Origin of the sequence: Natronorubrum bangense (assembly GCF_004799645.1) — an archaeon.
In the GTDB taxonomy this organism is placed as follows: domain Archaea; phylum Halobacteriota; class Halobacteria; order Halobacteriales; family Natrialbaceae; genus Natronorubrum; species Natronorubrum bangense.
Genome location: NZ_CP031305.1, coordinates 850,530 through 876,064 on the forward strand (window position 1 = coordinate 850,530; position 25,535 = coordinate 876,064).

Consider the following 25,535-nt stretch of genomic DNA (forward strand, 5'->3'; position numbering starts at 1 on the left):
GCATCGGCCGCCGTCTGGCTGCTGGCGGTTTCGGGGAGAGACGGCTCACACGCCGTTCGTGCGATCTCCGTCGGTCCCGATACAGACCGGCTCTCGAATCTCGAGTGCGGTCTCGAACGTGTCCTCGCGATCGGTTCGTCGCCCGATTCGCAACAGCTGTTCCTCGTGGGCACGGCGGATCGCCGCTAGCTCACGGTCGCTGACCTCGAGGTCGTCACCGAGTGTCTCCCAGTGGCCCCACTCCACCAGGAATACCTCACGCTCGTCGTCCGCATAGAGCCGTTCGTACTCGCGGCGGTATCGTTCGAGGGCCGGCGCCAGCCGTTTCTGTGCTCGGTCGACGAGGTTGGGCAGTCGGGCCGGTGGGACGCTCGCTTTCGCCGCGGTAAGGATGAGCACCTGGCCGTCGATCGGTTCACCGGCCATCTACCCACCTGCTCGCATCGCTTTCTGGGCGAACTCATCGACGAGTGGCTCGAGATGGTCCGGCTCGCCTTCGAACACGATCGTAATCTCGGTCAGCGTCAGCGAGGGACCGACGGAGACCGTTTCCGATGAGAACGTCGCCGTCCAGTTGTCACCTTCGACGGTGTCGTCGTCGACCTGCTCGCCACCCAGCTTCGTCAGATATCGCACTGTGAGCCGCTCGGAGATGCCACGAAAAGAGCGTTCGACGTGTGTTGTCATACCAATAGTTTGGTCTCCATGCCGATAAATTCGAGCCTGAGAGCGTCAGAACGTCCAGCACACGGACACCACCGCTGTCTGCGCCGTAGAGAGTGTGACCGTCAAGCCGTTACGGCTGACCGTCACGGCGGCGGTCGGTGGCAGTCTCAGAGTCCTCATCCGAACCCGTCTCCGCGTCGCTCGTTACGACGTCGGCAACGCGCTTGGCAGCGAGTCCGGGAACGTCCGATGGCGTCGTCAGTCGCCGCTGGATGACCACGAGCGCAACGGCGAGGACAAGCAGGATCGTCCCGGTCATCGTCTCCCCGCGAACGAACAGGAACTCGAGTCCGGCAAGTGCGGCGGGCAGCGCGAGCACGAGGACGCCCGCGAGTTTGATCGTATCGATGATACCGGCCATTATGCGCTCATAATGCGGATGTAGTCAAAAGGGCGACGACTGTCACCCCACCAGTGCTCGTCGTACGTAGTTCACGGAACTGGAACGCGTCACGAGTTCGGAACGGATTTATTCGACGGCTCTCATTTTCGAGTATGTTCACGGGAATCGTCGAGGAAACCGGCGAGATCGTCGCTCGAGAGCGAACCGACGACGGGCTTCGGCTCAGAATCGGTGCCGACGAGGTCGCAACGGGGCTCGAACACGGCCAGAGCATCAGCGTCAGCGGCGTCTGTCTCACGGTCGAACGCTTCGAGGAGGGCGCGTGGTTCGAGGTCTTCCTTGCGACTGAGACCGTCGAGCGGACCTACCTCGGCGAGCTCGCTGAGGAAGACACGGTCAACCTCGAGCGGGCAATGCCCGCGGACGGCCGCTTCGATGGCCACGTCGTCCAGGGACACGTCGACGCGGTCGCGACGGTCTCGAACATCGAATCCGTCGACGAAGACTGGTTTTTCGAGTTCGAACTGCCAGCGGGCTATGGCCGCTACGTCGTCGAGAAAGGATCGATCACGCTCGACGGCATCAGCCTCACTGTCGCCGATTTAGATGCCGACAACGGGCGGGTGACCGTCGCGATTATTCCAACGACTTACGAGCTGACGACGCTTTCGGAAAAGGAGCCCGGCGATCCGGTGCATCTCGAGGTCGACGTGCTCGCAAAGTACGTCGAACGGCTGCTCGAGGCCCGTTTCGAGTAGATCCTCGAACAGGACAGCAGACGGCTCCTCATACGGTTTGTTGTACCGATGTACCGCTGATCACCAGAGACGGGGTCGGTGATCGGCGGTCAGTGACGACAGCAGTCCGTATCAGACGCCCGGCACGCCGAACGCGCCAACACCGAGGCCGAAGACGGCGTTGAGCACGAAGAGGATAGCGAGCGCGGCGATCCAGGCGATCAGCCCGATGAGCCCGGCGTTGATCCAGCCGCCAGGATACCGCCAGTTGATGACCCAAACCCAGGCAATCAACGCGAGCAACGGCCCAAACAGCGGGATCCAGGCTGTCAACGCCCACGCGATCGCGCCGACGAGTGCCGTCAGGATCGCGTGGGAGTAGTCCTCGACGTCGGCGACGACTGACGCGGCGACGTAGATCGCGAGCCCGCCGACAAGTAGTGCAACAACAAACGCGACAAGCGAACCGATAACTGGGACCATCACAAGGTGGTACTCACTCGAGTCGGATATACACTGGGACAGCAGGTGCGCCCTTGCTGCCGGCTTGCAGCTACCGTTGTGGCGGCTCGAACTCCGTTCGTCCCGGCTTGGATGGGACAGTGGTCTCGTCTCTAACTGCGCGGTACGTCCGACGGTAGCGAACGATTTTGCGGTAGAGATAGTAGCCGACGGCGAGATCGAAAAGGATCACGTAGGAAACGAACGCCAGCCCAAAGCTGATGGGGTAGGCCGAGGCGACGACCTCGGGGACGATTCCGACTGTAACGTTGTACGTCCCGTGGACGAACGCCGCAACGAGCAGTCCTTTCACGACGAGTGGGCCGGCGTGTTGGGGGTTGAACTTCGCGAGGCCGAGATAGTAGCCTGCGATCGCGGAGTAGATGACGTGCCCTGGCCCGACGAGTGCTCGGACAGTTGCAATGCCGGTCGCCGCGGTAACTGTCCCGACCCCGGCCTGTGCGACCGTACCGGCGATGTAGATCGCGTTCTCGATCGCGGCAAACCCGAGTCCGGCGACCGCACCGTACACTGCGCCGTCGATGACCGCATCGAACGTATCGCTCCGATAGGCGAAGACGCGAACCGCGAGTAGTTTGACGGCCTCTTCGACGGGGCCAACGATCAGATAAAAAAAGAGGAGCGTCCCCACGACGGGAATGGCCTGAAACGACGGTCCCATCGTCGAGTTCACGACGGCCGCAAACGTTGCAAAGAGTACAGCCAGAATGAACGTCGCAACGAGGAGTCCGAGTGGCTCGTTCGTCGTGATATCCGAATACCAGATGAACGCGGCGAGCAACGCCGCGGGAACGACCGAGAGTCCGAAGAACACGGCCAGTGGCGGTTCCTCAACGACGAGCACTGCCGGCTGGGCGAGCAAGGCGAGGGTGATCACGAACGCGACGGCAAGAACGATCGTCTGGAGGCCGTAACTGATCCCGTTGTAAACCGAGCACGCGAGCCGGTCGAGCGCCGACCGTGGCTCCCACGTCGACACATCGTAGAGGTCCCTCGAGTGCTCGTCGGCTTGTTCGACCGGGTCGCGCCTACCCTGCATGACTGTCACTATGAGCCCCGTGCCGGTAAGCGTTCGGCGGTAAGTCGTCATATCGTTCAGTAGTATCCGCTGGCACCGAGTCAGACGTGAGATGAACGCCCTGCTCGAGAAGGGACGGTCGGCTCACCACGGCACAGACGAACCCTCACCACAGCCGCTTCTGTTGGCTCTCCACTGTCCAATCCCGACAGCTGACGGCCACGACATGGACTCGGAATCCACAAAGGCCTCGCTGCCCAATCGATCGATATGCACTTCGATCAGCGGACTCAGCGGGCACGTCGGGACGTCGGTCTCGAGACCGACGACCGACAGGCCGCCGCAGCCACCGTTGCCGAGGCCGTCGAACTGATGTTCGGGCCGACAATCACCGACCGCGTTCGGTTCGCACCCAGCCACGAGCGTCTGCGGTGATTCTCGTGGACGCACGTGTACACACCACCGTGACGGAGGAGAAGCGATGACGACGGCTCGAGTGCGCGGGATCTACACGACGGCGATCACGCATCTGCTCGGGGAAAACGGCCTCGAGATCGTCCAGGCATCTGAGCCGATTCGAGAACGGTTCGACGAGTCGTTCGACACGGCCCCGGCGGACGTGGCGATCGAAACAACGCGAGACAGGCAGGGCGTCGAGGTTTCAGGCGAGCCCGAGACGGTCGAAACGATCACCAGCGAACTCGCGGCGCTCGCGATCGATACGTTCCGCTGGGACGACACGGTCGCCCGTGGGTCGGTCTTCGATGCCGAAGTGATCGAAGCCGGTGGCGGGAGTGGAGCGGTCGTTGACCTTGGAGACGGTCGGCGTGGCTATCTCAACTACGATGATGTCGACGGCTACGTCGGCGAGGGGAACCGGTATCGAGTGCAGGTTGTCGAGCCGACACCGCCGTGGACGGACGACGACCCGCGGGTCGTGCCGACACTGACAGTACAGGGCGGGCTCTGTACGCTCTCGCAGGACCGAATCGGCGTCTCGGCGGCACTCCGCGGTGACCGAGCCGACGAACTCGTCGGCATGACCGATCTCCTCTCGGTCGACATCCCGGAGGGGTGGGGGCTGCGCTGGCAACACGCAGCCGTAGACGCCGACCTCGAGGCGATGACGACGGCAGTAGAACAGGTGACGAGTCGAGCACAGACGCTCGAGGACGCACTTGCAGACGCACCCGACGAGGTCGGTGAGCCAGCCCAACTCGTGACCCCACAGGCGACGACGTGGTGTTGGTTCGGCCGCGAGTCCCGGTTCGCGTTGGACGACTGTCGTCGCGAGGTCGAGACGACGATGCCGGGCCACCACCGAACCAAAGCCGCCGACAGGGCCGCAAGCGCCGCGGTTGACTTCGCAGAGGCCGTCTGCGGTTCGACCGGTACCGACGGGGACGACGAGTTTCCCTTCGCCGCCGTCAGTCGACAGTTCGGTCCGACAGTGGGCGATCGTCTCGCGATCGATCACGGCAAACCCGATGGACGACTGTTCACGCTGGGCCGTGGCGACGTGACCGACTGGGACAGCGACGGCTCGCTCACCCTCGAGCGCCGGCTGTCCGGCGGGGGCAGCTACGATGCCCTCGGCGTGCCGAAAGAAGACGGCGACGTTGCCGTCACGAAGTTCCGTGAGGGTCGGTGGTGGTATCCGACGACGTACAAAGACACACAGGGAACCGCCAAAGGAACCTACGTCAACATCTGTACCCCAGTCGAACTGTTCCCGAACGCCGCACGCTACGTCGACCTCCACGTTGACGTGATCAAGCAGACAGACGGCACAGTCGAAATCGTCGACGCGGACGAACTCGAGGCCGCAGTCGATGCGGGCCATATTTCGGAGCCGGTAGCGGAGAAAGCAATGACCGTCGCCGAAGCCGTCGAGCGGGCGCTTTCGAACTGATCGGGACCGTTCAGTCAGAGACCGTCGCGGCGTCTTCGGCCAGGGAGACGTTCGGGAGCAGGTGGACGTAGTCGTTGAGATCGAGTGCGAACTCCTGTGCCGTCGTTGGCTGCACCCAGTGGAGATTGAACTCAGAGCCGTGTTCGTCGCCGCCATCCATTACAGTGTGAATCCACTGATCCCGAGGCTCGTGGACCGTCGCATGAAAGAAGTGGCGAACGTATCGTTTCGGCGGCGACTCTCGGCGCGTCCAGACGTCTGTCGTGAGGTGTGTGACCGAGTTCAGCGTTCCGAGACCAGTCTCCTCGATGACCTCCCTGAACAGCGCTTCGCGCGGTGATTCTTGGGCCTCGAGCGTTCCTTTTGGGATCTGTAACCCGTCGTGTCCTGGCCCATCGAAGACCAGTAGTTCGCCCGTCTGGCGTGTGATGTATGCACATGCCTTCTGGACGTGTGTTACGGTATCCATGATATAACTACACACTCTGTCGACACATAAAAACGTACCACCCGAATGATTAAAACTGATTAAGGGTATTTGAGGGGTGCTAACATGACACACTGACAGCAGAGCCGCTTAGTCGGCGGCGACAGTAGAGTCGTCGTCTCCAACAGGTGCATCCCCGTCAAGATGGGTAAACAGCGTCGCGAGCGCCGGGCCGGAGACGTTGTGCCAGACGCTGAACAGCGCCGGAATCAGCGCCGCGATCGGGTCGAAAAAGGCGACCGCAAGCGCCACTGCAAGCCCGCTGTTCTGAAGGCCGACTTCGAACGCACAGGCGCGGGCGCGATCCTCGCGCATCCCCGTGAGGTGTCCAACGCTGTAGCCAGCACCCAATCCCAGGCCGTTGTGCAAGACGACGGCGAGGAAGACGAGCGCGCTCGCCGTCATGATCTCCTCGACGTTGAGTCCCACGACGGCTGCGACGATGGCGACGATTGCGATCACACTGATCGCCGGGAAAATCGACAGGCCAGCCTTCGCCACGGATGGGGCGTACGCATCGAGGACGTACCGGAGCACCAGTCCCGCCACGACAGGCAGCAAGACGATCAGCACGATCGACTGCGCCATCTCGCCGAACGTGACCGTGATCGACTCACCCGCAAGCAAGACCACCCAGGCCGGCATCACGAGCGGTGCGGCGATCGTCGTCAGTGAGGTGATCGTGACCGACAGTGCGACGTCGCCACGACCGAGATAGGTCATCACGTTCGACGCAGTGCCACCGGGTGCTGCACCGACGAGGATCAGGCCGACACCGATCTCCCAGGGTAGTCCGAGGGCGACGACGAGAACGTACGCAAACGTCGGCATCAGGAGCCACTGGGCTGTCGCGCCGATGAAGACGTCTCGAGGCCGCTCGAGAATCCGCCGGAAATCCGCAGGCGTCAGTGTCAGCCCCATGCCGAGCATGATAATGCCCAGCAGCGGCGTAATGTATGCGCCGATCGGCGTGAACGTCTCGGGTGTGTACAGCGCGATGGCGGAGACCGCCACCACCCAGACGACGAAGTATTTGCTCGTAACCTGTCCGATTCGTTCCAACAGCGACTGTGTATTCATTTGGGAGACACCATCATGCGATGAACACAGTCAGCAATCAGCGACAGTCAAGTAAGAACACTCGTGTTTCGGCTCCGGAGGGACGCTGCGCTCAAACTGGCTCAACGAGACTGTGTCACTCGAGCGATTCGGTTCGCTTACGCACTCGGTGCCGGCGGAACGAAATGGGATCCAGTGACCGAGCGAGCACAGACGGGACAGCCGCTTGTCAGCGCTGCCTCGCGCATGGATGGGGTAACAGTGAACGACCGACGGCAGTCCGGGCAGGTGAACTCGTAACGTTCCATCGTCTATCATACAACGCGACTGGAGCGCATAGTGGCACAACCCCGATATGGAGGGAGTCCCATGCAGACTGGCCGACGGATGCGGAACTGCTCTCGACGATGGCAGGTTGTGAGTGGACAGCCATCGAGCCATCCTCAACACCAGTCAATGCATCCGAACGGGTCATGACCGTTCACTTACTGATTCTCATCGTCTTCCGTCTCGTCCATCCTGTCGGCCGCATCAGCGCCAGTGTCGTCGTCTCGAGTGTCTGATGCTGTCTCACTCTCTTCGTCCGGCTCGCTGTTTGTCGGTGCAGCGTCGTCGTCGGGCGTCGATTCTGGCTCGGTCGCGTCGGTCTGGGTCGGCTGGGCCTGTTCGGGATCTGGGCCAGTCGCCTCGCTGACCTCCTCGGCCATCGCCGAGTCGGAGATATCGATCTCGGTCGTATCGTCGTCGGCGTTGCGCCGGGGATCGTCCGATCCGTCGTCCTCGTCCGGCTTCGATCGCGGCTCCGCATCCGCCGCGTTGTCGGTAAACTCGATCCGCGAGCTCTCGCCGCTGTCTCGCTCGTCGCCCAGCTGTGCTGTGTCGTCAATCTCGCCGTCAGCGTCGATCTGGGATTCCCGACCAGAGTCGAGACGTTCGGCAGCGGCACGCGCTTCGTCGGACAGCTCTTTCCCTTCGGTTCCGCTGTCGATCTCGGCCGCCCGTGGCTCGAGCGTCGAGTCATCGCTCGAGCGTCGATTCCGAAGCCCGTAGCTAATCAGGCCGACGCCAGCAGCCCCTTTCGGAAGCGCCCGGAGCTGACCCCGCCCGAGCGAGCGAAGGGCCGAGAGGAGCAATGCGCCACCGCCTAGCAACGGCACCAGCTCGCGTCTGATATCGGCGGTGGTGACCGAGAGTGCCGTCTCCACCGGGTCCGGTGTCTCGAGGTTGTCGACACGGTCCTCCATCGGAACGTCTGCCGTCAGGTCGTAGTCGTGTTCGTCAGCCATTGAATGTGCCTCCGCGCACGCTGCGCTCACAACAGGTATCAGTCCCACACGGTTGAAGCTTGGACCGGCACAGTACTGTCGGCTGTCATCGTATCGCGGTACCGACAGCCCGTGTGGGTGTGGGAAAACGACTGCTGGCAGTGTGGCTCCCTATCGAGTGATATCGGCCACGACTACCACTCGAAGCGGTCGGGATCACGGGCCGCCAGTGCCGTTCGAACTGCGGCAACGTTCTCGGGCACGTCGTGCACTCGGATAATGTCGGCCCCGCGATCGGCTGCGATCGCACTCGCCGCGACGGTTGCCTCGAGTCGCTCGCCGGGCGCACAGCCGACGTGCTCGAACATCGATTTGTGGGAGTGACCCACCAGGATCGGACAGCCTAAGGCGTGGAACTCGTCGATGCGACCGATCATTTCGAAACTCTCCCGGGCGGCCTTGCCGAACCCGATTCCGGGATCGACGACGATCTGCTCGCGGTCGACGCCGGCCTTTTCAGCGAGCAAGATCCGCTCGGAGAGCTGATCGATCACGTCCTCGACGACGTCGTCGTATGCGACCTCGCGGTCCGGGACGACGATGGAATCGATGCTGTGCATCACGACCAGTCCCGCGTCGTACTCGGCCGCGACGAAGCGCATCTCGGGATCCTCGAGCCCCGAGACGTCGTTGATTATGTCGGCCCCGGCTTCGAGGGCGGCGTCAGCGACGGCGGCTTTGCGGGTGTCGATCGAGATGTGGACATCGAGATCCGCGATCCGCTCGATAACAGGCGTGACGCGGTCGATTTCGTCTTCGATCGGAACGGGGTCGGCGCCGGGGCGAGTCGACTCACCGCCGACGTCGACCACGTCGACACCGGCCTCGACCATCGCCTCGGCGCGGGCGACGGCGTCCTCGAGTGCATCGTACTCGCCGCCGTCGTGGAAGCTGTCGGGTGTGACGTTGAGAATGCCCATGACAGCAGTGCGGTCGTCCCACGGATACTGCGGCCCATCAGTGTCGGCCCCTGCCGCAGCGTCGGATTCGCTCGCGTCGAAATCGAGCGTCTCGCGAAGTGTTCGAGTGGCATCTGCGACGCCGTGGTCGGCCAGCGACGCCGACTCGAGACGCTCGAGGAGGCGTTCGAACTGTGAAAGCGTTCCCATCAACACGGCGTCGACGGCTTCATCCTCGTGTTCGAGCCCCGAGAGTGCGCATTCGCCGCCGAGACGCAACAGCTCCTGTTTGACTGTCGTCGCCTGTCGGTGGCCGAGGGTCATCTTGACCACGCGATGGACGGCATCACCGCTGAGATGACGGCTGCCGGCCTCGGGGACGTTCGCCGTGGCAAGCGCATCACGCGCGTCTGCACTGTTTCGGATTCGCTTTGGCACGCCAGCGTCCGTCCAGCGCGAGCGAGCTTCGGCGACGGCAAACAGCGAGCCCGTGACGAGCACACAGTCGTCGCTTCCAGCGTCCTCGAGGGCGGTCTCGAGGGCGTCCTGGACGGTTGTATCCGTTCGAACGTCGTCGACGCCAGCCTCGGTGAACACCGTCGCGAGCACGTCGCGATCTTCGGCACGCTGGAGTGGTGGCTCCGTGGTGATCACTGAATCGGGCGTCGGCAGCGTGGCAGCGATCTCGCGGTGGTCTTTCTCATGCATCGCCCCAAAGACGAGATGGAGGTCGTCGTACTCGTAGGTCCCGAGCGTCTTCGCGAGCCCCGCGCATGCACCGGGGTTGTGTGCGCCGTCGAGAACGACGAGTGGGTCCGTGTCCATCACCTCGAAGCGGCCCGGCCAGTGGGCGTTTCGCAGCCCGCGGGCCAGCTCCGCATCCGAAATGTCGGTGAGCTGGCGTGCGAGCGTGGCCGCGATACCCGCGTTCTCGGCCTGATGGGCCCCCAGGAGGGGAATCCGCGTCTCGAGATGCCAGTCGTCGGTCTCGACCGTGACGGCCGCCTCGGTGTGGTTGGCCCGGCCGTCGTAGGCGACTCGAACGTCTGTGGGCGATGTGTCCGAGGCGTTCGTCGACGAGCCGACGGTGACGACATCCCCGGCAACCGATCGGATCGCCTCGAGCGCGTCGCCGGAGACGCCGGTAACGAGGGCGTTCTCCTGTGGAGCGACGTGGGCTTTGTCGCGGGCGATTTCGGCTTCCGTGTCGCCGAGGATTCCCGTATGCTCTAACGTGACGCTCGTCACGGCACTCCCAACGGGGTCGACAACGCTCGTCGCGTCGTACCGGCCGCCGATTCCGACCTCGAGGATAGCGATATCGACGTCCTCGCGGCCGAAGTGCCAGATCGCCATCGCCGTCATCGTCTCGAAGAACGTGGGTGAGTCGCCGTCGGCACCGCGACCCATAATGTACTTTCGGGCGGCCTCGACGTACTCACAGACCGCTGACCGTGGGATCTTCCGTCCGTCAACACGGACCCGTTCGCGCAGATCCTCGAGATGTGGCGAGGTGTAAAGTCCGACGGAGAGCCCAGTCTCGCGGAGGCTCTGCTCGAGCATCCGTGCCGTGCTCCCCTTGCCGTTCGACCCCGCAACCTGGACGAAGGTGACGTCTTCGTGGGGGTTCTCGAGATGGGCGAGCAGCCGCGCTGTCGACTCCGTCCCCGGTTTCGGGCGGAACCGCCGCAGATCGAATAAAAAGTCCGCGGCCTCGTGATACTCCATATCTGACCCAGAAAGTCCGCGCGCTTAGGGGTGTCGGACTCGCCGCTGGTCGGCGTCTCGACGGCGGTGTGGGCAACACACAGCGATTACGACGGAGCGTGGAGACCGAATGTCAGCCGCCGAGATGGCGGGTTCTGTTGACGAGGTAGACGACCGACAGGAGCCAGAGCGCACCGAAGAAGCTGTAGCTGGCGTATTCGGGCGGGTACGAAACCCCGCGAACGATTCCCAGCAAATAGACGACCACAGCGATGCCGATCGGGCCGCCAACGTACAGCCACACGCTCGGGAACCAGTCAGTCGCATGTTTCCGGGGTGCAGTTGCGTCGATGAACAGCCCCACAAGGCTCACGACTGAAAGCGGGACCAGAACGAACAGGCCCGCGACCATGAGACCGACTTCGAGACCGCTGTCGGGGCGCACCCCGAGCGCATAGTACAACACGAGCGGGGTGGCAAGTGCGTAGAGGGCGATGACCAGCCACCACCTCGAGTGGCCACGGCGTTCGACGGCATCCGCGGTCTCGGGCACCCGGTGTTCGCTGTCGACGCGCGTCCGCACCCAGCCAGCGAACACCGCACTGGCCATCGAGACCAGCACGGTGAATCCAACGCCGAGCACAAGGGCAACCGGCATGACGGCGACCGCAACGATGCTCAGCCACAAGGACAGCGTTCCGATCGACGCGAGCGTGTTGGCGGTGAAGATGAAAGCCGTCGCACTCGAGCCGACGAGACCGGTCCAGAACCCGGCACGGCGACTCGCTGTCGGGCGATCGTAATAGTGGTAGCCGACGAGCAACCCAGCCAAAAGCAATGGTGTCCCGGCGATGGAGCCACCGATGACGACACCGTTGCCACTCGACACCTGTCCCCACGAGAGTGCGAGCGTAAACGGAATCGAGACGAGACCGACGAGAATCGCAACCCGAAGCGCGTCGTCGGTCACACCCTCGCGAAGAGAGCGCAGCCACGACATCTTAGTCTATCGATGGCTCCGCCGAACGGCCCGACTCGCCGCCGGGCGTCTCCTGTGTGACCTCGAGGAACGCGTCCTCGAGGCTCCGTGCCTCGCCGGTTTCGGCGCGGGATTTCAGCGTCTCAGGGTCGCCTTGTGCGACCAGTTCGCCCTCCCGGAGGACGCCAATCTCGTCGGCCAGTTCGTCGACGACGGGGAGGATGTGCGTCGAGAGGAAGATCGTCATCTCCCGGTCCGCGAGATCGGCGATCGTCTCCCGCATCGTCCGAGCCGCACGCGGGTCCAGCCCGCTCGTCGGCTCGTCGAGGAAGGCGACGGCGGGTTCGTGGAGGACCGCCTGGATAACGCCGACTTTCTGGCGCATCCCCTTCGAGTAGCCCTCGATCCGTCGATGAGCGTCGTCGACCAGATCGAAGCGCTCAAGCAGTGAGTCGATGCGCTCGCTCGCCTCGGCTTCGGGGAGGTCCCGCAGGCCGGCAGCGTACTCGAGTTGTTCGCGGCCGGTGAGTTCGTCGTAGATCGGCGGCTCCTCGGGCAGATAGCCGATGTGGGGGGTGACGGACTCACGATCGGTGATCGAGTGACCGGCGACGTGGGCCGTCCCCGATGTGGGTCTGGTGAGCGTCGTCAGCATTCGCATCGTCGTCGTCTTGCCCGCACCGTTCGGGCCGAGAAAGCCGTAGACTGCGCCGCGTTCGACGGTCATCGTCAGCCCGGTGACGGCTGTCGTCTCCCCGTAGCGTTTCGTGAGGGCATCGGTTTCGATGGCAGGGGCATCAGCAGGGCTCATACCCGTTTTGTTTCGCCGCGACCTGTATAAAAGCACACATGTTTCGCCAGCGTGGCATGTTATCTGGACTCGAGTCGATGCCTCCTGCGCCGAAACGAACGCACGGGTGGTGACTGGTGAGGGTTGTGACTGTTCGCAGCGAACGAATGACAGAAACCGAACTATTTACTGGATTCGGAACGCGCTCTCGGGTATGGTCCTCCACGGTACATACACCCCTCACGCGGTCGATATCGGTGATCGGTAATGTCGCGGCTCTCTCTCACCGTCGCCAAAACGGAGGTGCGACGAACGGTTCGTGCGGTGTCGACCGAACGAACGAAACTGCTGTTGATGGGCGTGCTCGCGGTGGTGATGCTCGGTCCGGTTACGGTCGCCGGCAGCTACCTCCTCCCGAGTCTGGGCGCGGAGTTCGCTGGGGAATCCCTCCCCGTCGACGCCGCGACGATAACAGCGGTCGTCACCGGTGGCGTCGCCGTCGGCTGGCTGTTTCTGGTTTTTATGGCCAGTATTCGGTCGTTTACCGCCACCGCGTCCGTCGACGAACCAGCGTTTCTGCTCGTCTCGACGCCACTCAAAAACACCGTCATCGGCGTCATAATCGCCGAGTTCTTCCTGTTCGCGCTGTGGGTCGTCCCGCCGACACTGGCGCTCTCAACTGCGTTCGCTTACGGCGCGGGAACGGTGTTCCCCGTACCGTTCGCGCTGCTCGTCGCCACGGTTGTGCTGGGGAGTGCAGTCCCAGTCGGGTTCGTCGTCGGGATCTGTGCCAAGCATCTGGTCACCGTCTACGAGCCGATCGCTCGCTACCGAACGATCCTATTCATCGGCTTCTGGGTGCTGTACTTCGGTGCGCTCGCGACCGGCCGGTTCGATCTGGTGATGAGTCGGCTGTTTACCCTCCTGCAGGACAGCCCGCTCGGCTGGCCCGGCCACCTCCTCTTGGCTGGGATTCCGAACGTCTCCGCCTCGAGTCCGCTCGTCCTTGGTGCAGTCGTCGGCACAGTCGTCGTCAGTACGGCCGCCGTCGCCGTCGGCATCGCCGTCGCGCGGATCCACTGGTTCGCCGATCCGGCGCGGTTCGAGGCATCCACGGAATCGACGGCAACCGAATCCTCGAGCCGGCTCAGCGGCGTCCTCTCTCGCGGTCTGTCACGTCCGGTCCAGACGGTAACCGTCACGGCGATCCGCCGAACCAGACGCGCCCCGATCCGACTGGCGTACGTCGGCTATCCGCTGTTCGGCGCGATCGGGTTCGTCCAGAGCATCATCCAGAGCGGCACGGTTCCCGAACACGCCGCCGTCATCCTTTCGCTGTACGTCGTCTGGGCCGCCGGCGCGCTGTTCACGCTGAACCCCCTTGGCGACCTCGGGCGGGCGCTGCCCGCCGTCGTCACCTCGACGCTCACCGGCCGCCAAGCCATCACCGGGCTGGTGGTCGCTGGAATGGTCGTTGCCGCCCCCATCGCACTGGTCGTCTCGCTCGTGTTGGGTGTCGTCAGTCCGCTCTCGCTCGAGCAGACCGCCGTCCTGATCGCTGGCACGGTCGTCGCCAGTGCCGTCACGCCGGCGCTGGCGACCGGGATCGGCACGGCAGCACCCCGCTTTGGCAGCGTCAACGTCACGAACAACCGCGAGGCGGTGATGCCGAGCAAGACCGCATTCATCATCTACTCGGTCGCGATTATCCTCCCGACAGTCGCCGCGGTCGTCCTTTACACCGACTCCGCCACGCTGCTCGCCGAGTTGATCGGGGCGGTCTCCGCGATGGCACCTATCCCCGACGTCTCGGTTTCGGCCCGCGGGCTCACGCTCACCGCTTGGACCGTCTTGGGAATCGGCGTGCTCGCGCCACTGGTGTCGTATTTCTACGCCATTGAGCGATTCGACTGGTACACACTCGAGTGAGAAAAAGTGCTTCGACCGCGACGGAGCGCTCTCGAATCAGCGTTCGAAAAAGCGGCGATTCAGCGCTTCGGGAGCCGCGTCGTTACTCTGACTTGCCCCACTTTGCGGTCTGCTTCGGACGATCCGTCACGGAGGCGACCTCGAGGTCGCCGTCGAACTCGTCGAGTGCTTCGACGTAGGCCTCGGCGCTCGCCACCGTCGACAGATACGGAATCTCTTCCTCGACGGCCATCTCGAGCGAATCGCGGTCGCGGCTGACGACGAAGTCGACCTTGCTCTCGCGGATCGCCTGTGGCACGTCGTCGAACTCCGCGACGTCGAAGTGGTTCTCGAAGCCGTCGACGTCCAGATCGACCACGGCGGTACCCTCGCTGATGGCGTTTCCGGCCGCCTGCTGGGACTTCCAGTAGGCCGTGCCGAACTCGCTTGCGGTCCCCATCACTTCGCCCGTCGATTTCATCTCTGGGCCGAGACGTGGGTCCGATCCTGGCAGACGGTCAAAGGGCAGGACGACCTCTTTGATCGAGGTGTGGTCGGGAATCTGCTCGTCGATCTCGAGACTCGAGAGGGTCTCGCCAGCCATCACCTGGGCGGCGAGTTTGGCGATCGGGACGCCAGTTGCCTTGGAGACGAACGGGACGGTACGCGAGGAGCGTGGGTTGGCCTCGAGGACGTACACCTCGCCGTCTTTGACGGCCAGCTGGACGTTCATCAGTCCTTTCGTCTTCAGCGCTTCGGCGATGTCTTCGGTTACCTCGCGAACGCGATCTAAGGTCTCTTCGTCGAGCGAGCGCGGCGGGATCATACACGCCGAGTCGCCGGAGTGGACGCCGGCGGTCTCGATGTGTTCCATGATGCCGCCGATGAGGATCGTGCGGCCGTCGGAGACGGCGTCGACGTCGAGTTCGATCGCGTCCTCGAGGAAGTCGTCGACGAGGATCGGCTTGTCCGGGCTGACGCGGACGGCTTCCTCGATGTAGGTCTCGAGTTCGTCGTCGCTGTAGACGACGTCCATCGCACGGCCACCGAGCACGTAGGACGGGCGAACGAGGACGGGGTAGCCGATGTCGTGGGCGAGCTCGAGTGCTTCCTCCTTCGAGACTGCCGTCCCGCCTTTGGGCTGGGCGATGCCCAGTTCGTCCATCAGTGCGTTGAAGCGGTCGCGGTCCTCTGCGAGGTCCATCGCTTCGACGCTCGTACCCATGACCTCACAGTTGAGGCCACGGCGTTTGATCTCATCCTGGAGCGGTTCGCCGATGTTGACGGAGGTCTGGCCGCCAAACTGGACCATCACGCCGTCGGCGTCGATGGCTTCGGCGACGTCGGCGACCTCTTCGGCCGTAATCGGCTCGAAGAACAGCCCGTCGGAGGTGTCGTAGTCCGTCGAGACGGTTTCGGGGTTGTTGTTGACGACGTGGGCGTCGACGCCGAGTTCGCGCAGGGCACGGACTGCATGAACCGAACAGTAGTCGAACTCGACACCCTGTCCGATACGGATCGGGCCGCCGCCGACGACGATCACGCTCTCGATATCGCGGTCGACCTCGAGTTCGCCCGAGGCGGCGTCGCCGACGAGTGGGCCAGCCTCGAACTCGTTTTTGCGTGCGGAGTAGTAGTACGGCGTCTCGGCCTCGAACTCACCCGCGCAGGTGTCGACCTGTTTGTAGGTGCGGCCGGGGACGTCCTGCTCGACGGTGTCGACGTCGGTGCCCGCAGCGGCAGCGATGGTGGCGTTGGTGTGGCCGGCGATCGCGGCTTCGGTGAAGTCACCCTCCTGGGCGGCACGCGTCGAGTCGGCGATGTTCTTGTAGCGTTCGGTGTACCACTCGAAGATACCCGTCAGGTCGACGACCTCATCGGCCGTGTAGCCGCGTTCGAAGGCCTCGAACATGGCATAGGGACGGTCGGGCGAGGGACGCTCGAGATAGTGCTCCTCGAGTTCGTCGTCGCTGACCTCATCCCAGTCGACGTCGGGTTCGTACTCCGAGGAGCGAAGGGCTTTGAGCAGGGATTCCTCGAAGGTGCGGCCGATTGCCATCGCCTCGCCGGTCGACTTCATGGCCGTGGTCAACTCGAAGTCGACGTCGTCGAACTTGTCTTTGGGCCATCGTGGGACCTTGGTAACCACATAGTCGATCGCTGGCTCGAACGCAGCGGTCGTCTCGCCGGTGATCTCGTTTTCGATCTCGTGAAGGCGCTTGCCGAGAGCGACCTTTGCGGTCACACGGGCGATCGGGTATCCGGTCGCCTTCGAAGCGAGTGCCGAGGAACGAGAGACGCGGGGGTTGACCTCGACGACCCTGTACTCTCCTCCAGGAGTGCCGTCGTCGCGCCAGGCGAACTGAATGTTACAGCCGCCCTGAATACCGAGTTCGCGAATAACGTCGAGCGCCGCCGTACGCATCTCCTGGTGGCCCTCGTCGGGGACGAGCTGGGAAGGGGTGACGACCGTCGACTCCCCGGTGTGGATCCCCATCGGGTCGATGTTCTCCATGTTACAGATGATGATACAGGAGTCGTCGGCGTCGCGCATGACCTCGTACTCGTACTCGACCCAGCCGGCGATCGACTCGGTGATGAGCACTTCGCTGTTACGCGAGAGGCGCAGTCCCTTGCGGACGCGGCGGAGGAGTTCGTCCATCTCGTGGACGACGCCCGATCCCGACCCGCCGAGCGTGTAGGTCGTGCGAGCGATGACTGGGAGGCCGCCGACTTCGTCGACAGCGTCCTCGACGCGTTCGGTGAGGTCGTCCTCGGTCAGTTCCGACACCGATTCGCCCTCGTCGAGCGAGATGGTCGTCGACCGGGGCACTGGCTGGCCGATCTTCTCCATGCGCTGGCGGAACAGATCGCGGTCTTCGGTCGCGTAGATCGTGTCCAGCGGCGTGCCCATGATATCGACGTCGTACTCCTCCAAGACGCCCTCCTCAGCGAGTTCGGCGGTGACGTTCAGTCCGGTCTGGCCACCGAGGCCGGCGATGACGCCGTCTGGCTGCTCTTTGCGAATAATCTCGGCGATGGCATCGGTCGTGATCGGCTCGATGTAGACCTCGTCGGCCATCTCCGGATCGGTCATGATCGTCGCGGGGTTCGAGTTGACGAGGACGACGCGAGCGCCCTCCTCCTGAAGCGCCCGACAGGCCTGCGCACCGGAGTAGTCGAACTCGGCTGCCTGCCCGATCTGGATCGGTCCACTGCCGATCAACAGGATCGTGCGTCCGTCCCCTGCCTCGCCCTCGCTCTGCTGGTCCGTGCTCATTTGCTTGTTCGTCCGAAGTTCGCACATCGTAATAAGCCCCACGATACAGTACGAATCTCGAAATGGCTTTTCGAAATTCGAACTGCGGTATCTATCACCCCACCAACGTAGCTTGCTGTCGCCCTCACGCGGCGTGCACGCGATGATTCCATTGCTAGTGAACCGACACAGCGTGGGACGAACGACCGCCGTCGTGGGTGACACCCGACCCAATTTATATCCCTATACTGGCGAGAGACATGTGCATGACAGTATCGGGCACCCCATCCTGCGAGAACGCCCAGTCGAACTGCATCCGGATTTTATATGTGGATGCGAAGCCGGAGGTCGCAGCCCGGACTGCCGAGCGCCTCGAGTGCGAACACGACCGGTTCGAGACGAGCACGGCCACGAGTGCGGCTGCGGGCCTCGAGTGTCTCGAGGAGGACTCGATCGACTGTATCGTCTCGAGAGACGAGCTGTCGGGCGTCGACGGACTGGCGTTTCTCAAACGAGTCCGCGAGCGAGATCCGACACTGCCGTTTATTCTGTGTCCCACCGATGGGTCCGAAGCACTGGCCAGCGACGCCATTTCTGCAGGGGTCACGGATTACGTACGGACAGTCGAGGACGCCAGCCAGGACCCGAGTCTGGCAACCCGGATCATCAACGCCGTCGAGACCACGCGCACTCGTCGACAGCGAAAACGCCAGCTGCAGGCGATTGAGACTGCCCAGGAAGGAATCAGTCTCCTCGACTCGGCGGGGCGGTTCAGCTATGTCAATCAGTCGTACGCCGACTGTTTTGGGTACGACTCCACAGAGATGATCGGGGAGCACTGGGAGATCCTCTATGAAGACGAGGAGGCCGTGTACGCTACCGAGGAACTGCTCCCGACGGTGATGGAAACGGGGGGCTGGCGCGGCGAATCCGCCTGCGTCCGGGCGGACGGAAGCCGAATCGTCGTCGATCACACGCTCTCGCGAACCGAACACGACGAACTCATCTGTACTGTCCGCGACATCACCGACCGAAAAGCGCGCGAGCGCGAACTCGAGCGCTACGAGACGATTCTCAAGGCGATCCCCGACGAGGTGTACGTACTAGACGCCGACGGCATGTTTACGAACATCATCCCGCCAACCGATTCGGCCCTGACCACGTCGAAATATCGGCCTGCGGAACTGATCGGCGAACATGTCTCGCTCGTCCTCGACGATACGGACATCGCGAAGGGAGAGGCGGCGATTCAACGACTGTTAGCCGGCGATGACCGTGAGAAGGCGTCGTTCGAACTGGATGTCCACACGAAAGACGGTGAGCGAATTTCGAACGAAAACCACATTTCCTTACTGCCGATGACCGAGGATGGGCAGTTTCAGGGGACCGTCGGCGTCCTCCGAGACATCTCCGACCGGAAGAAACGCGAACGGAAACTGAAACGACAGAACGAACGCCTCGAGTCGTTCGCCAGTATCGTCTCTCACGACCTCCGGAATCCGTTGAACGTGGCACACGGAAACCTCGAGTTGGCTCGAGAACAGGCCGACAACGACCACCTCGAGGCGGTGGCCACCGCTCACGAACGGATGCAGACCCTGATCGAGAATCTCCTGACGGTTGCCCGTGAAGAAAGACCGGTGGTCGAGACCGAGCCGATCGACCTCGAGACAGTCACTCGAACGTGCTGGCAACACGTCGAAACCGCTGAGGTGACACTGACCACGACGACTGATGCCGTCGTTCATGGCGACAGAGCCAGACTCAGACGCTTACTGGAGAATCTGATACGAAATACTGTCGAGCACAGCTCAACGGGCAGCCGGCCTACAGCCGACGACAGCGTCGGACAAGGCTCGCCAACCCCCGGCTCGCACACTCGTCAGGACAACGTCGAACGCGAGTCGACGCCCCGCGATGGACGGCCTGCTGCCGCGAGTGTGACACTCACTGTCGGCGATCTCTCGGGAGAGACTGGATTTTACGTTGAAGACGATGGGAGGGGAATCCCGGCCGAGCAACGCGATGCGGTGTTCGAGACTGGATACTCGATGGCGGCTGGCGGCACGGGTCTTGGACTCGCGATCGTCGAGCGAATCGCCGAGAATCACGGCTGGACAGTGACGGTTACCGAGAGCGACACCGGTGGTGCACGATTTGAGTTTCGCGATGTCGAACTCGAGCAGTGAACGAGAGCCTACAGCGCGCGGTCGTGTTCGCTTTCGAAATTACGCTGACGGCGGTACTGGTCGACGAACTCACTGACATCGAACTCGAGCATCTGTGATTCGAAGTCGGTGACGGCGTCGTCGTCCTCGGCGTGGCTGATCGCGTGGTCCATGAGTTCGACGACGAGTTCGACAATGATTTGATGAAGTCGCCGACTGTCAAAGTCGGTCACCCACACCATTGCGTACCCAACACCACCGTCGTTGCTGCCGTCATAGGTCACTACTTTTTCGGGGAACTCCTCTAAGACGACGCCCATCAGATGGGGCGTGCCGAACTCGCCGAAGTCGTCATCGGTTTCGATCGTTTCCTGAAGAATCGTCACGAGCGATTCAGGGAAAAATCGGGACGGCGGATGAACGTCGGTGACGACGGCATGGGAGTCGCCACAGCCGCATGTATACTCGCGCATTCCGAGGTCGATCTCGTGTGGGTCGATCGTCGTCCCACAGGGAAGTTCGAGTGTCCGATCACCGCCGGAACCCGGGACGCGGGGCTCTGCCATTGGCTACCGTTAGGCTGGACCGGGCATAAGGGCGACGACTCGGTGTGGCCACTGCATGCAGGATTTCCATCAACGGTCGCGTGACTGCCCAACCATTTCGGCCCGGCGGGACTCGAGACGGGCTTCATTGCCCTGTCGAACTGATCCGTTGAGACGGGGTCCGTTAGGGCGTTTTCCGGCGAAAAAGGCAGCATAGCGAAACGTATCAGCCGGCCGAAACCAGCGGCCGCCAGCCCGTGTCGTCGTCAGTCGTCGCCGGGACTGGTGAGGTCGTACTCAGTGTGACACGGCTCGGGGGGCAAGGAAATCGAGGGGTTGCTGTCGAGAAAGCCCTCGGGTTTGAGATGGAAGCTCGCGATTTCGACCGGCAGGACGGGCCAGTCCTCCGCTCGAGGTACGTGATTGACCCCCTGTGTGTACCAGACGACGAGGTCCTCGTCGACGAGCGACCGGTCTTGTTCCGTCCACTCGGGCAGGCCGGTCGTGTCATCGTTCAGATTCGGATAATCGCCTGCAGCGAACAGTTCGTCGTCGTCGTGTGGAGTTACCCAGAAGTGGTTCTGGATGAATCCAGACCGTTCCATGTAGCTCGAGGTCGGCTTCATCGGCGCCGAGACGTTGGTGTGGGGCTCGAGCTTGTAGCCACAGCTGCGTCCGTAGGCGTTTTCAGTCTCGCTGCTGGCGATCCGCCAGTACCGACCGCGAAGCGGATCAATATCCTGTCTGGCCTCGTTCTCTCGCTCCAGTAACGTCTCTTTGGCCCGGAACCCGTTCTTTCGGTTCCGTTCGCTGCCTGTCGGCTCGTTGTGGACCTCGTACGCCCGCATTGGGCTGTCGTCGATGTCGAAATCGAGCCGGAAGTTGAAGAAGTGCTGATGAATCGGGGCTTTGACCTGTGGTGCGACGATCGCGTACTGGCCGTAGGTATCTTCGGCAGTCTCGTCGGCGGGCACGACCCCGTTCGAGTCGACGCCGGTCAGGCGAACCTCGGCCTCGATGCTGCCGTCCGGGTAGAAATACCAGTAGAAGCCGTAGTCGTAGTTGTACACCGTCGCAATAAAGGAGATCACGAGTCGGCGGCGGCGTCGAACCTCGGTGTGAGGTTTGCGCTCTTCGGTGTGTTTCCAGAGGACACCGTCGTCCTCCTCGTGCATACAGATCGCACTCTCTAAGGTTTCTGCCTCGCCGTCGATGGTGTTCATCTCGACATCGAAGTACTTCATCACGCCGAGACAGTCACAGCCTTCGGTGAGTTCGTTGGCCATGCGGCCGACGTGATACTCACCGATGTCGAACGCGTTCTTCCAGGAGTGGTTCGGATCCGGATCGCCGTACGGGACGGCCATTTCACAGGCGGATGCACGGTGGAGGACCCGACGAGACTCATCACCGTCGTCGAATTTCACGTCGTGAAAGACGAGTCCCTCACGGGCGGTCCAGCCGACCTGTAGCTCCCAGTCGAGCCATTCGACGGTGTTTCCGTCGACGTCCCAGCTGGGGCCATCCGGCTGAACGACATCGAGATGTTCGAAGTCGTCTCTCGTTTCGACTCTGTCGGCGCGGTAGTCTGCGTCTTCAGGGGGGAGTGGGCTGTCCGGATCGGGAACCCCGTTGTCCTCGATCTCGACGACTGTCATTTCGTCGAGATCGACGAACGCAAACAGCCCTTCGATCGGCCGTGCACGACCGTTGTCGTTCTCGCTCGTTCGAATCCACGAGATCGCTCGGCAGAGTCGTTTCCCCTCGTGAGCTTCGGGTTCGAACCCGCTTGCCGACCAGGGGTCGATCATAACGAGATCGAAGTTCTCAACACCGCGTTTAGCTGCGGCCTCACGCCATTCCGGATCGTTTTTGACGACTTCTCGAGCCTCCTCGATCTCCTCCGGCATCACCGCAGGCTGGGCGTCCGGCAAGTGTTCCCACTCGAGAAGTGTCCCATCGGTGATCGAAACGGTCCCTTCGTACGTCTCGCCGTCTGCTCTGGCGACGACTGTCGCCGCTCGGTCGAACGAGTCGCCGGGTTCGAACGACTTGACGGCCGCTTTCGGCGGTTCGTCGAGCGTGATGTTATGGTACTGTACACTGTCGAGATCGGTTTCGACCGCGACGATTTCAGCGGCGGTTTCGATCTCCGACGCAGTGAGTGGGTCGAGCGGATGGTCGGCGGTTGTTGATTCTTGATATTTGCTCATGGTGTCACATGCTCAGACAGTGGACGTTTGTTGTCTGTCCGAGCAGATATGTCGATGTGTCCACGGATTTCGTAATGGAGATTATTTACAACTCGAGTGTGGTAGTCGGTAGCATTTAAGCGACCCACGCTGCGGTCTCGGGACCCAGGCGGTATCCACGGATTATACAACAGTTACGTATGTGGAATAATCGAAAAACTCCTTCATGAAGTGTGTTATCTAGCACCAATATGGAGCACCAGACGTCGATGTATCTGAAGGAACTCGGACTCTGTCAGTACGAAGCAAACGCCTACGTCTGTCTCCTCCAACGAGGGACGTCGACTGCACAGGAAGTCGCCGACGGTGCCGGCGTGCCACAGCCGCGAGCGTACGATACACTCGACAGTCTCGAGGAGAAAGGATTCGTCGATGTCCAGCCCGGCCGCCCCAAGAAGTACGGCCCGATCAAGCCTGAAATCGCCATCAACCGGTTCTGTGAGTTCAAAGAGCGCCAGTACAACCAGGAAATCGCTCGAATGCAACGGCTCGGTGACCACCTCATAGACGCGATCGAAGACCAGACCACACCCGAGGAACGGTCTGAAATCTGCTGGACGTACTCCGATCGTCATCGGATCCTCGAGAAGCTGTCCGAACTCACGGCTGCGACCACGTCGGAGATTCGGATGATCACGACGCCAGTCAGTTTCGAGCGGATTCTCAATCATCACGCCGAGCGACTGGCCAGCAAGGCAGACGAGGGGATACCCATTCAGGCAATCGTTGCCGACGACGGAACCGTCTCACCCGCGGTTTACGATCGAGCAACCGAGATTATGGACGTTCGATGGGTCGAGAATATCGAAGGCCGGATCTATCTCTACGATACTGCACACGTCCTCGTCGCGTTCGCTGCCAGCAACGCCGATGGCTACGTTGGCATCTCCGTTACGAGCGAGACGCTGTATAGAACGCAGTCCCAACTGTTCGATCTGCTCTGGGCAAACGGACGAGAACTGAGTCAGCAAGCTGCCGGAACCGATGCTGGTACCGTTCGCACAGGAGATGACGTGGTTTAGTGGCTCACCGAGCGATCTGGCGCCGTCCGTTAGAAGTCCGACTTATCGAACAGGACGTAGCCGACGACGATCGAGACGACCAACCAGCCCGCGAGAACGACGATCCCGATCTCGGGTGACGTATAGAACGGCTCGGCCTCGGTGGCCGTCACGTCGACGCCAGCCTGTGCCGGCTCCGCATTGACACGCTGTGCGACGTCGGGCAACAGTGCGACGATGGTCGAGAAGTACGCCGACGAGGGCGAGACCTGCATTACGGGGTATACCCAGTCTGGAATCGCTGCCGGAAGCGAGAACCCCTCAACGACGTAGAGAAGTCCCATCGGGATTACGTCCCACAGCAGTTCGAAGACGACGAAGAAGCCAAGCGCCAGCGTCGTCGCGCGCGACGTCGACCCGGTCGTCGCCGAGATGCCGACGACGATCGACGCGTAGACAGTCGTGAACCCAACCGTCGCGAGCACGAACACTCCCATTGCGGCGATGTCGACCTCGCCAAGTAACGCGGCACCGAACCCGAGGCCAACGAGGAGCCCGACACCGAGCCCGAACGCGAGGACTGCTGCCCGGCCGACGACTTTTCCAGCGAAGACCTGTCCACGCGTCGTCGGCAAAGAGAGCAGCAGTTTGATGCTCCCCAGCTCGCGCTCGCCTGCAAGCGACTTATAACAGACGACGATCGCCGCCAACGGGACGAACAGTCCGACGAGCCCGATCGTGAAGAAAATCAACCCGCCGAAGGTCGCCCCACCAGGCGAGCCGAACAGCTCAGGGACCTCGACGTAGGCGTACGTCGACACGATCGAGACGACGACGAAGACGGCGACAAGCGCCCACAGCGCCCGCGACTGGACGGCATCCCGGAAGTCCTTCTTGGCGACGACGAGCCAGGTCATGCTTCGACCCCCCGACCCTCGTTCGTGTAACGGACGAACAGGTCCTCGAGCGACGATTCGACGACCGAGAAGTCCTGCACCCCAGCCACCTCGTCGATGGCGTGTAAGACGGCGAACTTCGAGACGCCATCGACAGTCACCCGCAGGCGACCGTCGTCGATCGCCGCGCTCCCCACGCCCTCAAGACCACGCACGTCCTCGAGGACCCCCTCGTCGAGCGTCGAAACGTAGACGTACAGCGTTTCGCCGATCTCCGTCGCGTCCCGAAGGCCGTCGATCGTATCGACGGCGACGAGATGGCCGCCATCGATGATCGCGACGCGGTCACAGACCGCTTCGACCTGCTCCATGATGTGACTCGAGAAGAAGACGGTCGTTCCGCGCTCGTTCTCCTGGCGGATGATCTCGCGCATCTCGCGAGCACCGTTCGGATCGAGTCCAGTCGAGGGTTCGTCCAAGACGAGCAGATCGGGGTCGCCGACCAGCGCCATGGCGAGCACCAGTCGCTGGCGCATCCCCTTCGAGTAGCCGCCCGCCTTCCGGTCGGCGGCGTCGGCGATCCGGACCCGCTCGAGCAACGCGTCGGGATCGTCGTCGACGCCTTTCATTTCGATAGCGAACTCGACGTGCTGGCGACCGGTCAGACGGTCATAGACGTGGTAGGCGTCGGGGAGCACGCCGGTTCGGCTCCGGACCGTTTCGCCCTCGGTCTGGGCATCGTGGCCGAGGACGGTCACAGTGCCCTCGGTCGGGCGGATGAAATCGAGGAGCATGTCGATCGTCGTCGACTTCCCAGCCCCATTCGGGCCCAGAAAGCCGAAGATTTCGCCCTCTTTGACAGTCAGATCGAGATCGTTGACGGCGACGACGTCGCCGAAGCGCTTCGTCAGCCCCTCGAGTTCAATCGCGGGCATGCTCGACCCTCCGAGATGCAGTCACAGTTGACGAGAAGATGGAGTGCATGAAGAACACATAAGCGGG

At 62.5% G+C, this 25,535-nt stretch carries 22 protein-coding genes and 1 pseudogene; 6 read left to right on the forward strand and 17 right to left on the reverse strand.

Annotated features, from left to right (window positions below; genetic code table 11):
• Window positions 1–45: 45 nt before the first annotated feature.
• The 3 genes from DV706_RS04300 to DV706_RS04310 form a co-directional block, all read right to left on the reverse strand.
• Window positions 46–426, reverse strand: a complete 381-nt coding sequence (locus DV706_RS04300; protein ID WP_006066363.1) for a hypothetical protein — start codon at window positions 424–426, stop codon at window positions 46–48.
• Window positions 427–687, reverse strand: a complete 261-nt coding sequence (locus DV706_RS04305; protein WP_006066362.1) for a hypothetical protein — start codon at window positions 685–687, stop codon at window positions 427–429.
• 109 nt (window positions 688–796) lie between these two features.
• A complete protein-coding gene (locus DV706_RS04310) occupies window positions 797–1,087 on the reverse strand; it encodes a DUF7533 family protein (RefSeq protein WP_006066361.1) in 291 nt (96 codons plus the stop codon).
• Window positions 1,088–1,221: 134 nt separating this feature from the next.
• Here DV706_RS04310 and DV706_RS04315 point away from each other — a divergent pair, with 134 nt between their 5' ends.
• Window positions 1,222–1,827, forward strand: coding sequence for a riboflavin synthase (locus DV706_RS04315; RefSeq protein ID WP_136350799.1), 606 nt, complete (start codon window positions 1,222–1,224; stop codon window positions 1,825–1,827).
• A gap of 111 nt (window positions 1,828–1,938) precedes the next feature.
• Here DV706_RS04315 and DV706_RS04320 read toward each other — a convergent pair whose 3' ends face one another.
• Together DV706_RS04320 and DV706_RS04325 are read right to left on the reverse strand one after the other, a co-directional pair.
• On the reverse strand, window positions 1,939–2,289 hold the full coding sequence (locus tag DV706_RS04320; protein WP_006066359.1) for a hypothetical protein: 351 nt from the start codon (window positions 2,287–2,289) through the stop codon (window positions 1,939–1,941).
• Window positions 2,290–2,359: 70 nt separating this feature from the next.
• On the reverse strand, window positions 2,360–3,367 hold the full coding sequence (locus DV706_RS04325; protein ID WP_049889810.1) for a PrsW family intramembrane metalloprotease: 1,008 nt from the start codon (window positions 3,365–3,367) through the stop codon (window positions 2,360–2,362).
• A gap of 249 nt (window positions 3,368–3,616) precedes the next feature.
• On the opposite strand from DV706_RS04325, the pseudogene DV706_RS22545 reads away from it, so the two are divergent.
• Together DV706_RS22545 and DV706_RS04330 are read left to right on the forward strand one after the other, a co-directional pair.
• A pseudogene (locus DV706_RS22545) lies at window positions 3,617–3,712 on the forward strand (DUF7532 family protein); the annotation flags it as partial.
• A gap of 115 nt (window positions 3,713–3,827) precedes the next feature.
• Complete coding sequence (locus tag DV706_RS04330; RefSeq protein WP_006066357.1) at window positions 3,828–5,258, forward strand: DUF402 domain-containing protein; 1,431 nt, start codon at window positions 3,828–3,830, stop codon at window positions 5,256–5,258.
• Between the two features lie 10 nt (window positions 5,259–5,268).
• On the opposite strand, the gene DV706_RS04335 is transcribed toward DV706_RS04330, so the two are convergent.
• The 7 genes from DV706_RS04335 to DV706_RS04365 all read right to left on the reverse strand — a co-directional run bounded on the left by DV706_RS04335 (window position 5,269) and on the right by DV706_RS04365 (window position 12,525).
• Entirely contained in the window at window positions 5,269–5,727 is a 459-nt protein-coding gene (locus tag DV706_RS04335; protein ID WP_006066356.1) for an NUDIX hydrolase, read from the reverse strand.
• A 108-nt stretch (window positions 5,728–5,835) separates the two neighbouring features.
• A complete protein-coding gene (locus DV706_RS04340) occupies window positions 5,836–6,825 on the reverse strand; it encodes a bile acid:sodium symporter family protein (protein ID WP_006066355.1) in 990 nt (329 codons plus the stop codon).
• A 137-nt stretch (window positions 6,826–6,962) separates the two neighbouring features.
• Complete coding sequence (locus DV706_RS22550; protein ID WP_006066354.1) at window positions 6,963–7,112, reverse strand: DUF7560 family zinc ribbon protein; 150 nt, start codon at window positions 7,110–7,112, stop codon at window positions 6,963–6,965.
• Between the two features lie 177 nt (window positions 7,113–7,289).
• The gene (locus tag DV706_RS04350) at window positions 7,290–8,090 is read right to left on the reverse strand and encodes a hypothetical protein (RefSeq protein WP_006066353.1); all 801 of its coding nucleotides are present in this window, start codon (window positions 8,088–8,090) and stop codon (window positions 7,290–7,292) included.
• A 173-nt stretch (window positions 8,091–8,263) separates the two neighbouring features.
• A complete protein-coding gene (gene folP, locus DV706_RS04355) occupies window positions 8,264–10,756 on the reverse strand; it encodes a dihydropteroate synthase (protein WP_006066352.1) in 2,493 nt (830 codons plus the stop codon).
• A 112-nt stretch (window positions 10,757–10,868) separates the two neighbouring features.
• Entirely contained in the window at window positions 10,869–11,705 is an 837-nt protein-coding gene (locus DV706_RS04360) for a DUF5518 domain-containing protein (protein WP_240756815.1), read from the reverse strand.
• 31 nt (window positions 11,706–11,736) lie between these two features.
• The gene (locus DV706_RS04365; RefSeq protein ID WP_006066350.1) at window positions 11,737–12,525 is read right to left on the reverse strand and encodes an ABC transporter ATP-binding protein; all 789 of its coding nucleotides are present in this window, start codon (window positions 12,523–12,525) and stop codon (window positions 11,737–11,739) included.
• A 246-nt stretch (window positions 12,526–12,771) separates the two neighbouring features.
• On the opposite strand from DV706_RS04365, the gene DV706_RS04370 reads away from it, so the two are divergent.
• Window positions 12,772–14,433: a hypothetical protein gene (locus tag DV706_RS04370; protein ID WP_006066349.1), complete on the forward strand. Its 1,662-nt coding sequence runs from the start codon at window positions 12,772–12,774 to the stop codon at window positions 14,431–14,433.
• Window positions 14,434–14,515: 82 nt separating this feature from the next.
• Here DV706_RS04370 and carB read toward each other — a convergent pair whose 3' ends face one another.
• Window positions 14,516–17,692 carry a carbamoyl-phosphate synthase large subunit gene (gene carB, locus DV706_RS04375; RefSeq protein WP_006066348.1) on the reverse strand — a complete coding sequence of 1,059 codons (3,177 nt, stop codon included), beginning with the start codon at window positions 17,690–17,692 and terminating at the stop codon, window positions 14,516–14,518.
• 245 nt (window positions 17,693–17,937) lie between these two features.
• Between carB and DV706_RS04380 the strand changes: the two genes are divergently transcribed.
• On the forward strand, window positions 17,938–19,860 hold the full coding sequence (locus tag DV706_RS04380) for a hybrid sensor histidine kinase/response regulator (protein ID WP_193787989.1): 1,923 nt from the start codon (window positions 17,938–17,940) through the stop codon (window positions 19,858–19,860).
• Between the two features lie 8 nt (window positions 19,861–19,868).
• Here the strand turns inward: DV706_RS04380 and DV706_RS04385 are convergent, their stop codons facing one another.
• Together DV706_RS04385 and DV706_RS04390 are read right to left on the reverse strand one after the other, a co-directional pair.
• Window positions 19,869–20,405, reverse strand: a complete 537-nt coding sequence (locus tag DV706_RS04385; RefSeq protein ID WP_006066346.1) for a DUF5815 family protein — start codon at window positions 20,403–20,405, stop codon at window positions 19,869–19,871.
• A 245-nt stretch (window positions 20,406–20,650) separates the two neighbouring features.
• Window positions 20,651–22,597, reverse strand: a complete 1,947-nt coding sequence (locus tag DV706_RS04390) for a primary-amine oxidase (protein ID WP_006066345.1) — start codon at window positions 22,595–22,597, stop codon at window positions 20,651–20,653.
• 230 nt (window positions 22,598–22,827) lie between these two features.
• Between DV706_RS04390 and DV706_RS04395 the strand changes: the two genes are divergently transcribed.
• Window positions 22,828–23,658 (forward strand): TrmB family transcriptional regulator, encoded by an 831-nt coding sequence (locus DV706_RS04395; RefSeq protein ID WP_006066344.1) that lies wholly within the window; start codon window positions 22,828–22,830, stop codon window positions 23,656–23,658.
• A gap of 29 nt (window positions 23,659–23,687) precedes the next feature.
• On the opposite strand, the gene DV706_RS04400 is transcribed toward DV706_RS04395, so the two are convergent.
• Together DV706_RS04400 and DV706_RS04405 are read right to left on the reverse strand one after the other, a co-directional pair.
• Complete coding sequence (locus DV706_RS04400; RefSeq protein ID WP_006066343.1) at window positions 23,688–24,554, reverse strand: ABC transporter permease subunit; 867 nt, start codon at window positions 24,552–24,554, stop codon at window positions 23,688–23,690.
• A complete protein-coding gene (locus tag DV706_RS04405; RefSeq protein ID WP_006066342.1) occupies window positions 24,551–25,468 on the reverse strand; it encodes an ABC transporter ATP-binding protein in 918 nt (305 codons plus the stop codon). Before DV706_RS04405 ends, DV706_RS04400 begins: the two co-directional genes overlap by 4 nt.
• Window positions 25,469–25,535: the final 67 nt, after the last annotated feature.

Bases quoted from the DNA above. Each gene is read 5' to 3' on its own strand.
- DV706_RS04300 (WP_006066363.1), bottom strand. From the start codon at position 426: ATGGCCGGTGAACCGATCGACGGCCAGGTGCTCATCCTTACCGCGGCG.
- DV706_RS04305 (WP_006066362.1), bottom strand. From the start codon at position 687: ATGACAACACACGTCGAACGCTCTTTTCGTGGCATCTCCGAGCGGCTC.
- DV706_RS04310 (WP_006066361.1), bottom strand. From the start codon at position 1,087: ATGGCCGGTATCATCGATACGATCAAACTCGCGGGCGTCCTCGTGCTC.
- DV706_RS04315 (WP_136350799.1), top strand. From the start codon at position 1,222: ATGTTCACGGGAATCGTCGAGGAAACCGGCGAGATCGTCGCTCGAGAG.
- DV706_RS04320 (WP_006066359.1), bottom strand. From the start codon at position 2,289: ATGGTCCCAGTTATCGGTTCGCTTGTCGCGTTTGTTGTTGCACTACTT.
- DV706_RS04325 (WP_049889810.1), bottom strand. From the start codon at position 3,367: ATGCAGGGTAGGCGCGACCCGGTCGAACAAGCCGACGAGCACTCGAGG.
- DV706_RS04330 (WP_006066357.1), top strand. From the start codon at position 3,828: ATGACGACGGCTCGAGTGCGCGGGATCTACACGACGGCGATCACGCAT.
- DV706_RS04335 (WP_006066356.1), bottom strand. From the start codon at position 5,727: ATGGATACCGTAACACACGTCCAGAAGGCATGTGCATACATCACACGC.
- DV706_RS04340 (WP_006066355.1), bottom strand. From the start codon at position 6,825: ATGAATACACAGTCGCTGTTGGAACGAATCGGACAGGTTACGAGCAAA.
- DV706_RS22550 (WP_006066354.1), bottom strand. From the start codon at position 7,112: ATGGAACGTTACGAGTTCACCTGCCCGGACTGCCGTCGGTCGTTCACT.
- DV706_RS04350 (WP_006066353.1), bottom strand. From the start codon at position 8,090: ATGGCTGACGAACACGACTACGACCTGACGGCAGACGTTCCGATGGAG.
- folP (WP_006066352.1), bottom strand. From the start codon at position 10,756: ATGGAGTATCACGAGGCCGCGGACTTTTTATTCGATCTGCGGCGGTTC.
- DV706_RS04365 (WP_006066350.1), bottom strand. From the start codon at position 12,525: ATGAGCCCTGCTGATGCCCCTGCCATCGAAACCGATGCCCTCACGAAA.
- DV706_RS04370 (WP_006066349.1), top strand. From the start codon at position 12,772: ATGTCGCGGCTCTCTCTCACCGTCGCCAAAACGGAGGTGCGACGAACG.
- carB (WP_006066348.1), bottom strand. From the start codon at position 17,692: ATGAGCACGGACCAGCAGAGCGAGGGCGAGGCAGGGGACGGACGCACG.
- DV706_RS04380 (WP_193787989.1), top strand. From the start codon at position 17,938: ATGACAGTATCGGGCACCCCATCCTGCGAGAACGCCCAGTCGAACTGC.
- DV706_RS04385 (WP_006066346.1), bottom strand. From the start codon at position 20,405: ATGGCAGAGCCCCGCGTCCCGGGTTCCGGCGGTGATCGGACACTCGAA.
- DV706_RS04390 (WP_006066345.1), bottom strand. From the start codon at position 22,597: ATGAGCAAATATCAAGAATCAACAACCGCCGACCATCCGCTCGACCCA.
- DV706_RS04395 (WP_006066344.1), top strand. From the start codon at position 22,828: ATGGAGCACCAGACGTCGATGTATCTGAAGGAACTCGGACTCTGTCAG.
- DV706_RS04400 (WP_006066343.1), bottom strand. From the start codon at position 24,554: ATGACCTGGCTCGTCGTCGCCAAGAAGGACTTCCGGGATGCCGTCCAG.
- DV706_RS04405 (WP_006066342.1), bottom strand. From the start codon at position 25,468: ATGCCCGCGATTGAACTCGAGGGGCTGACGAAGCGCTTCGGCGACGTC.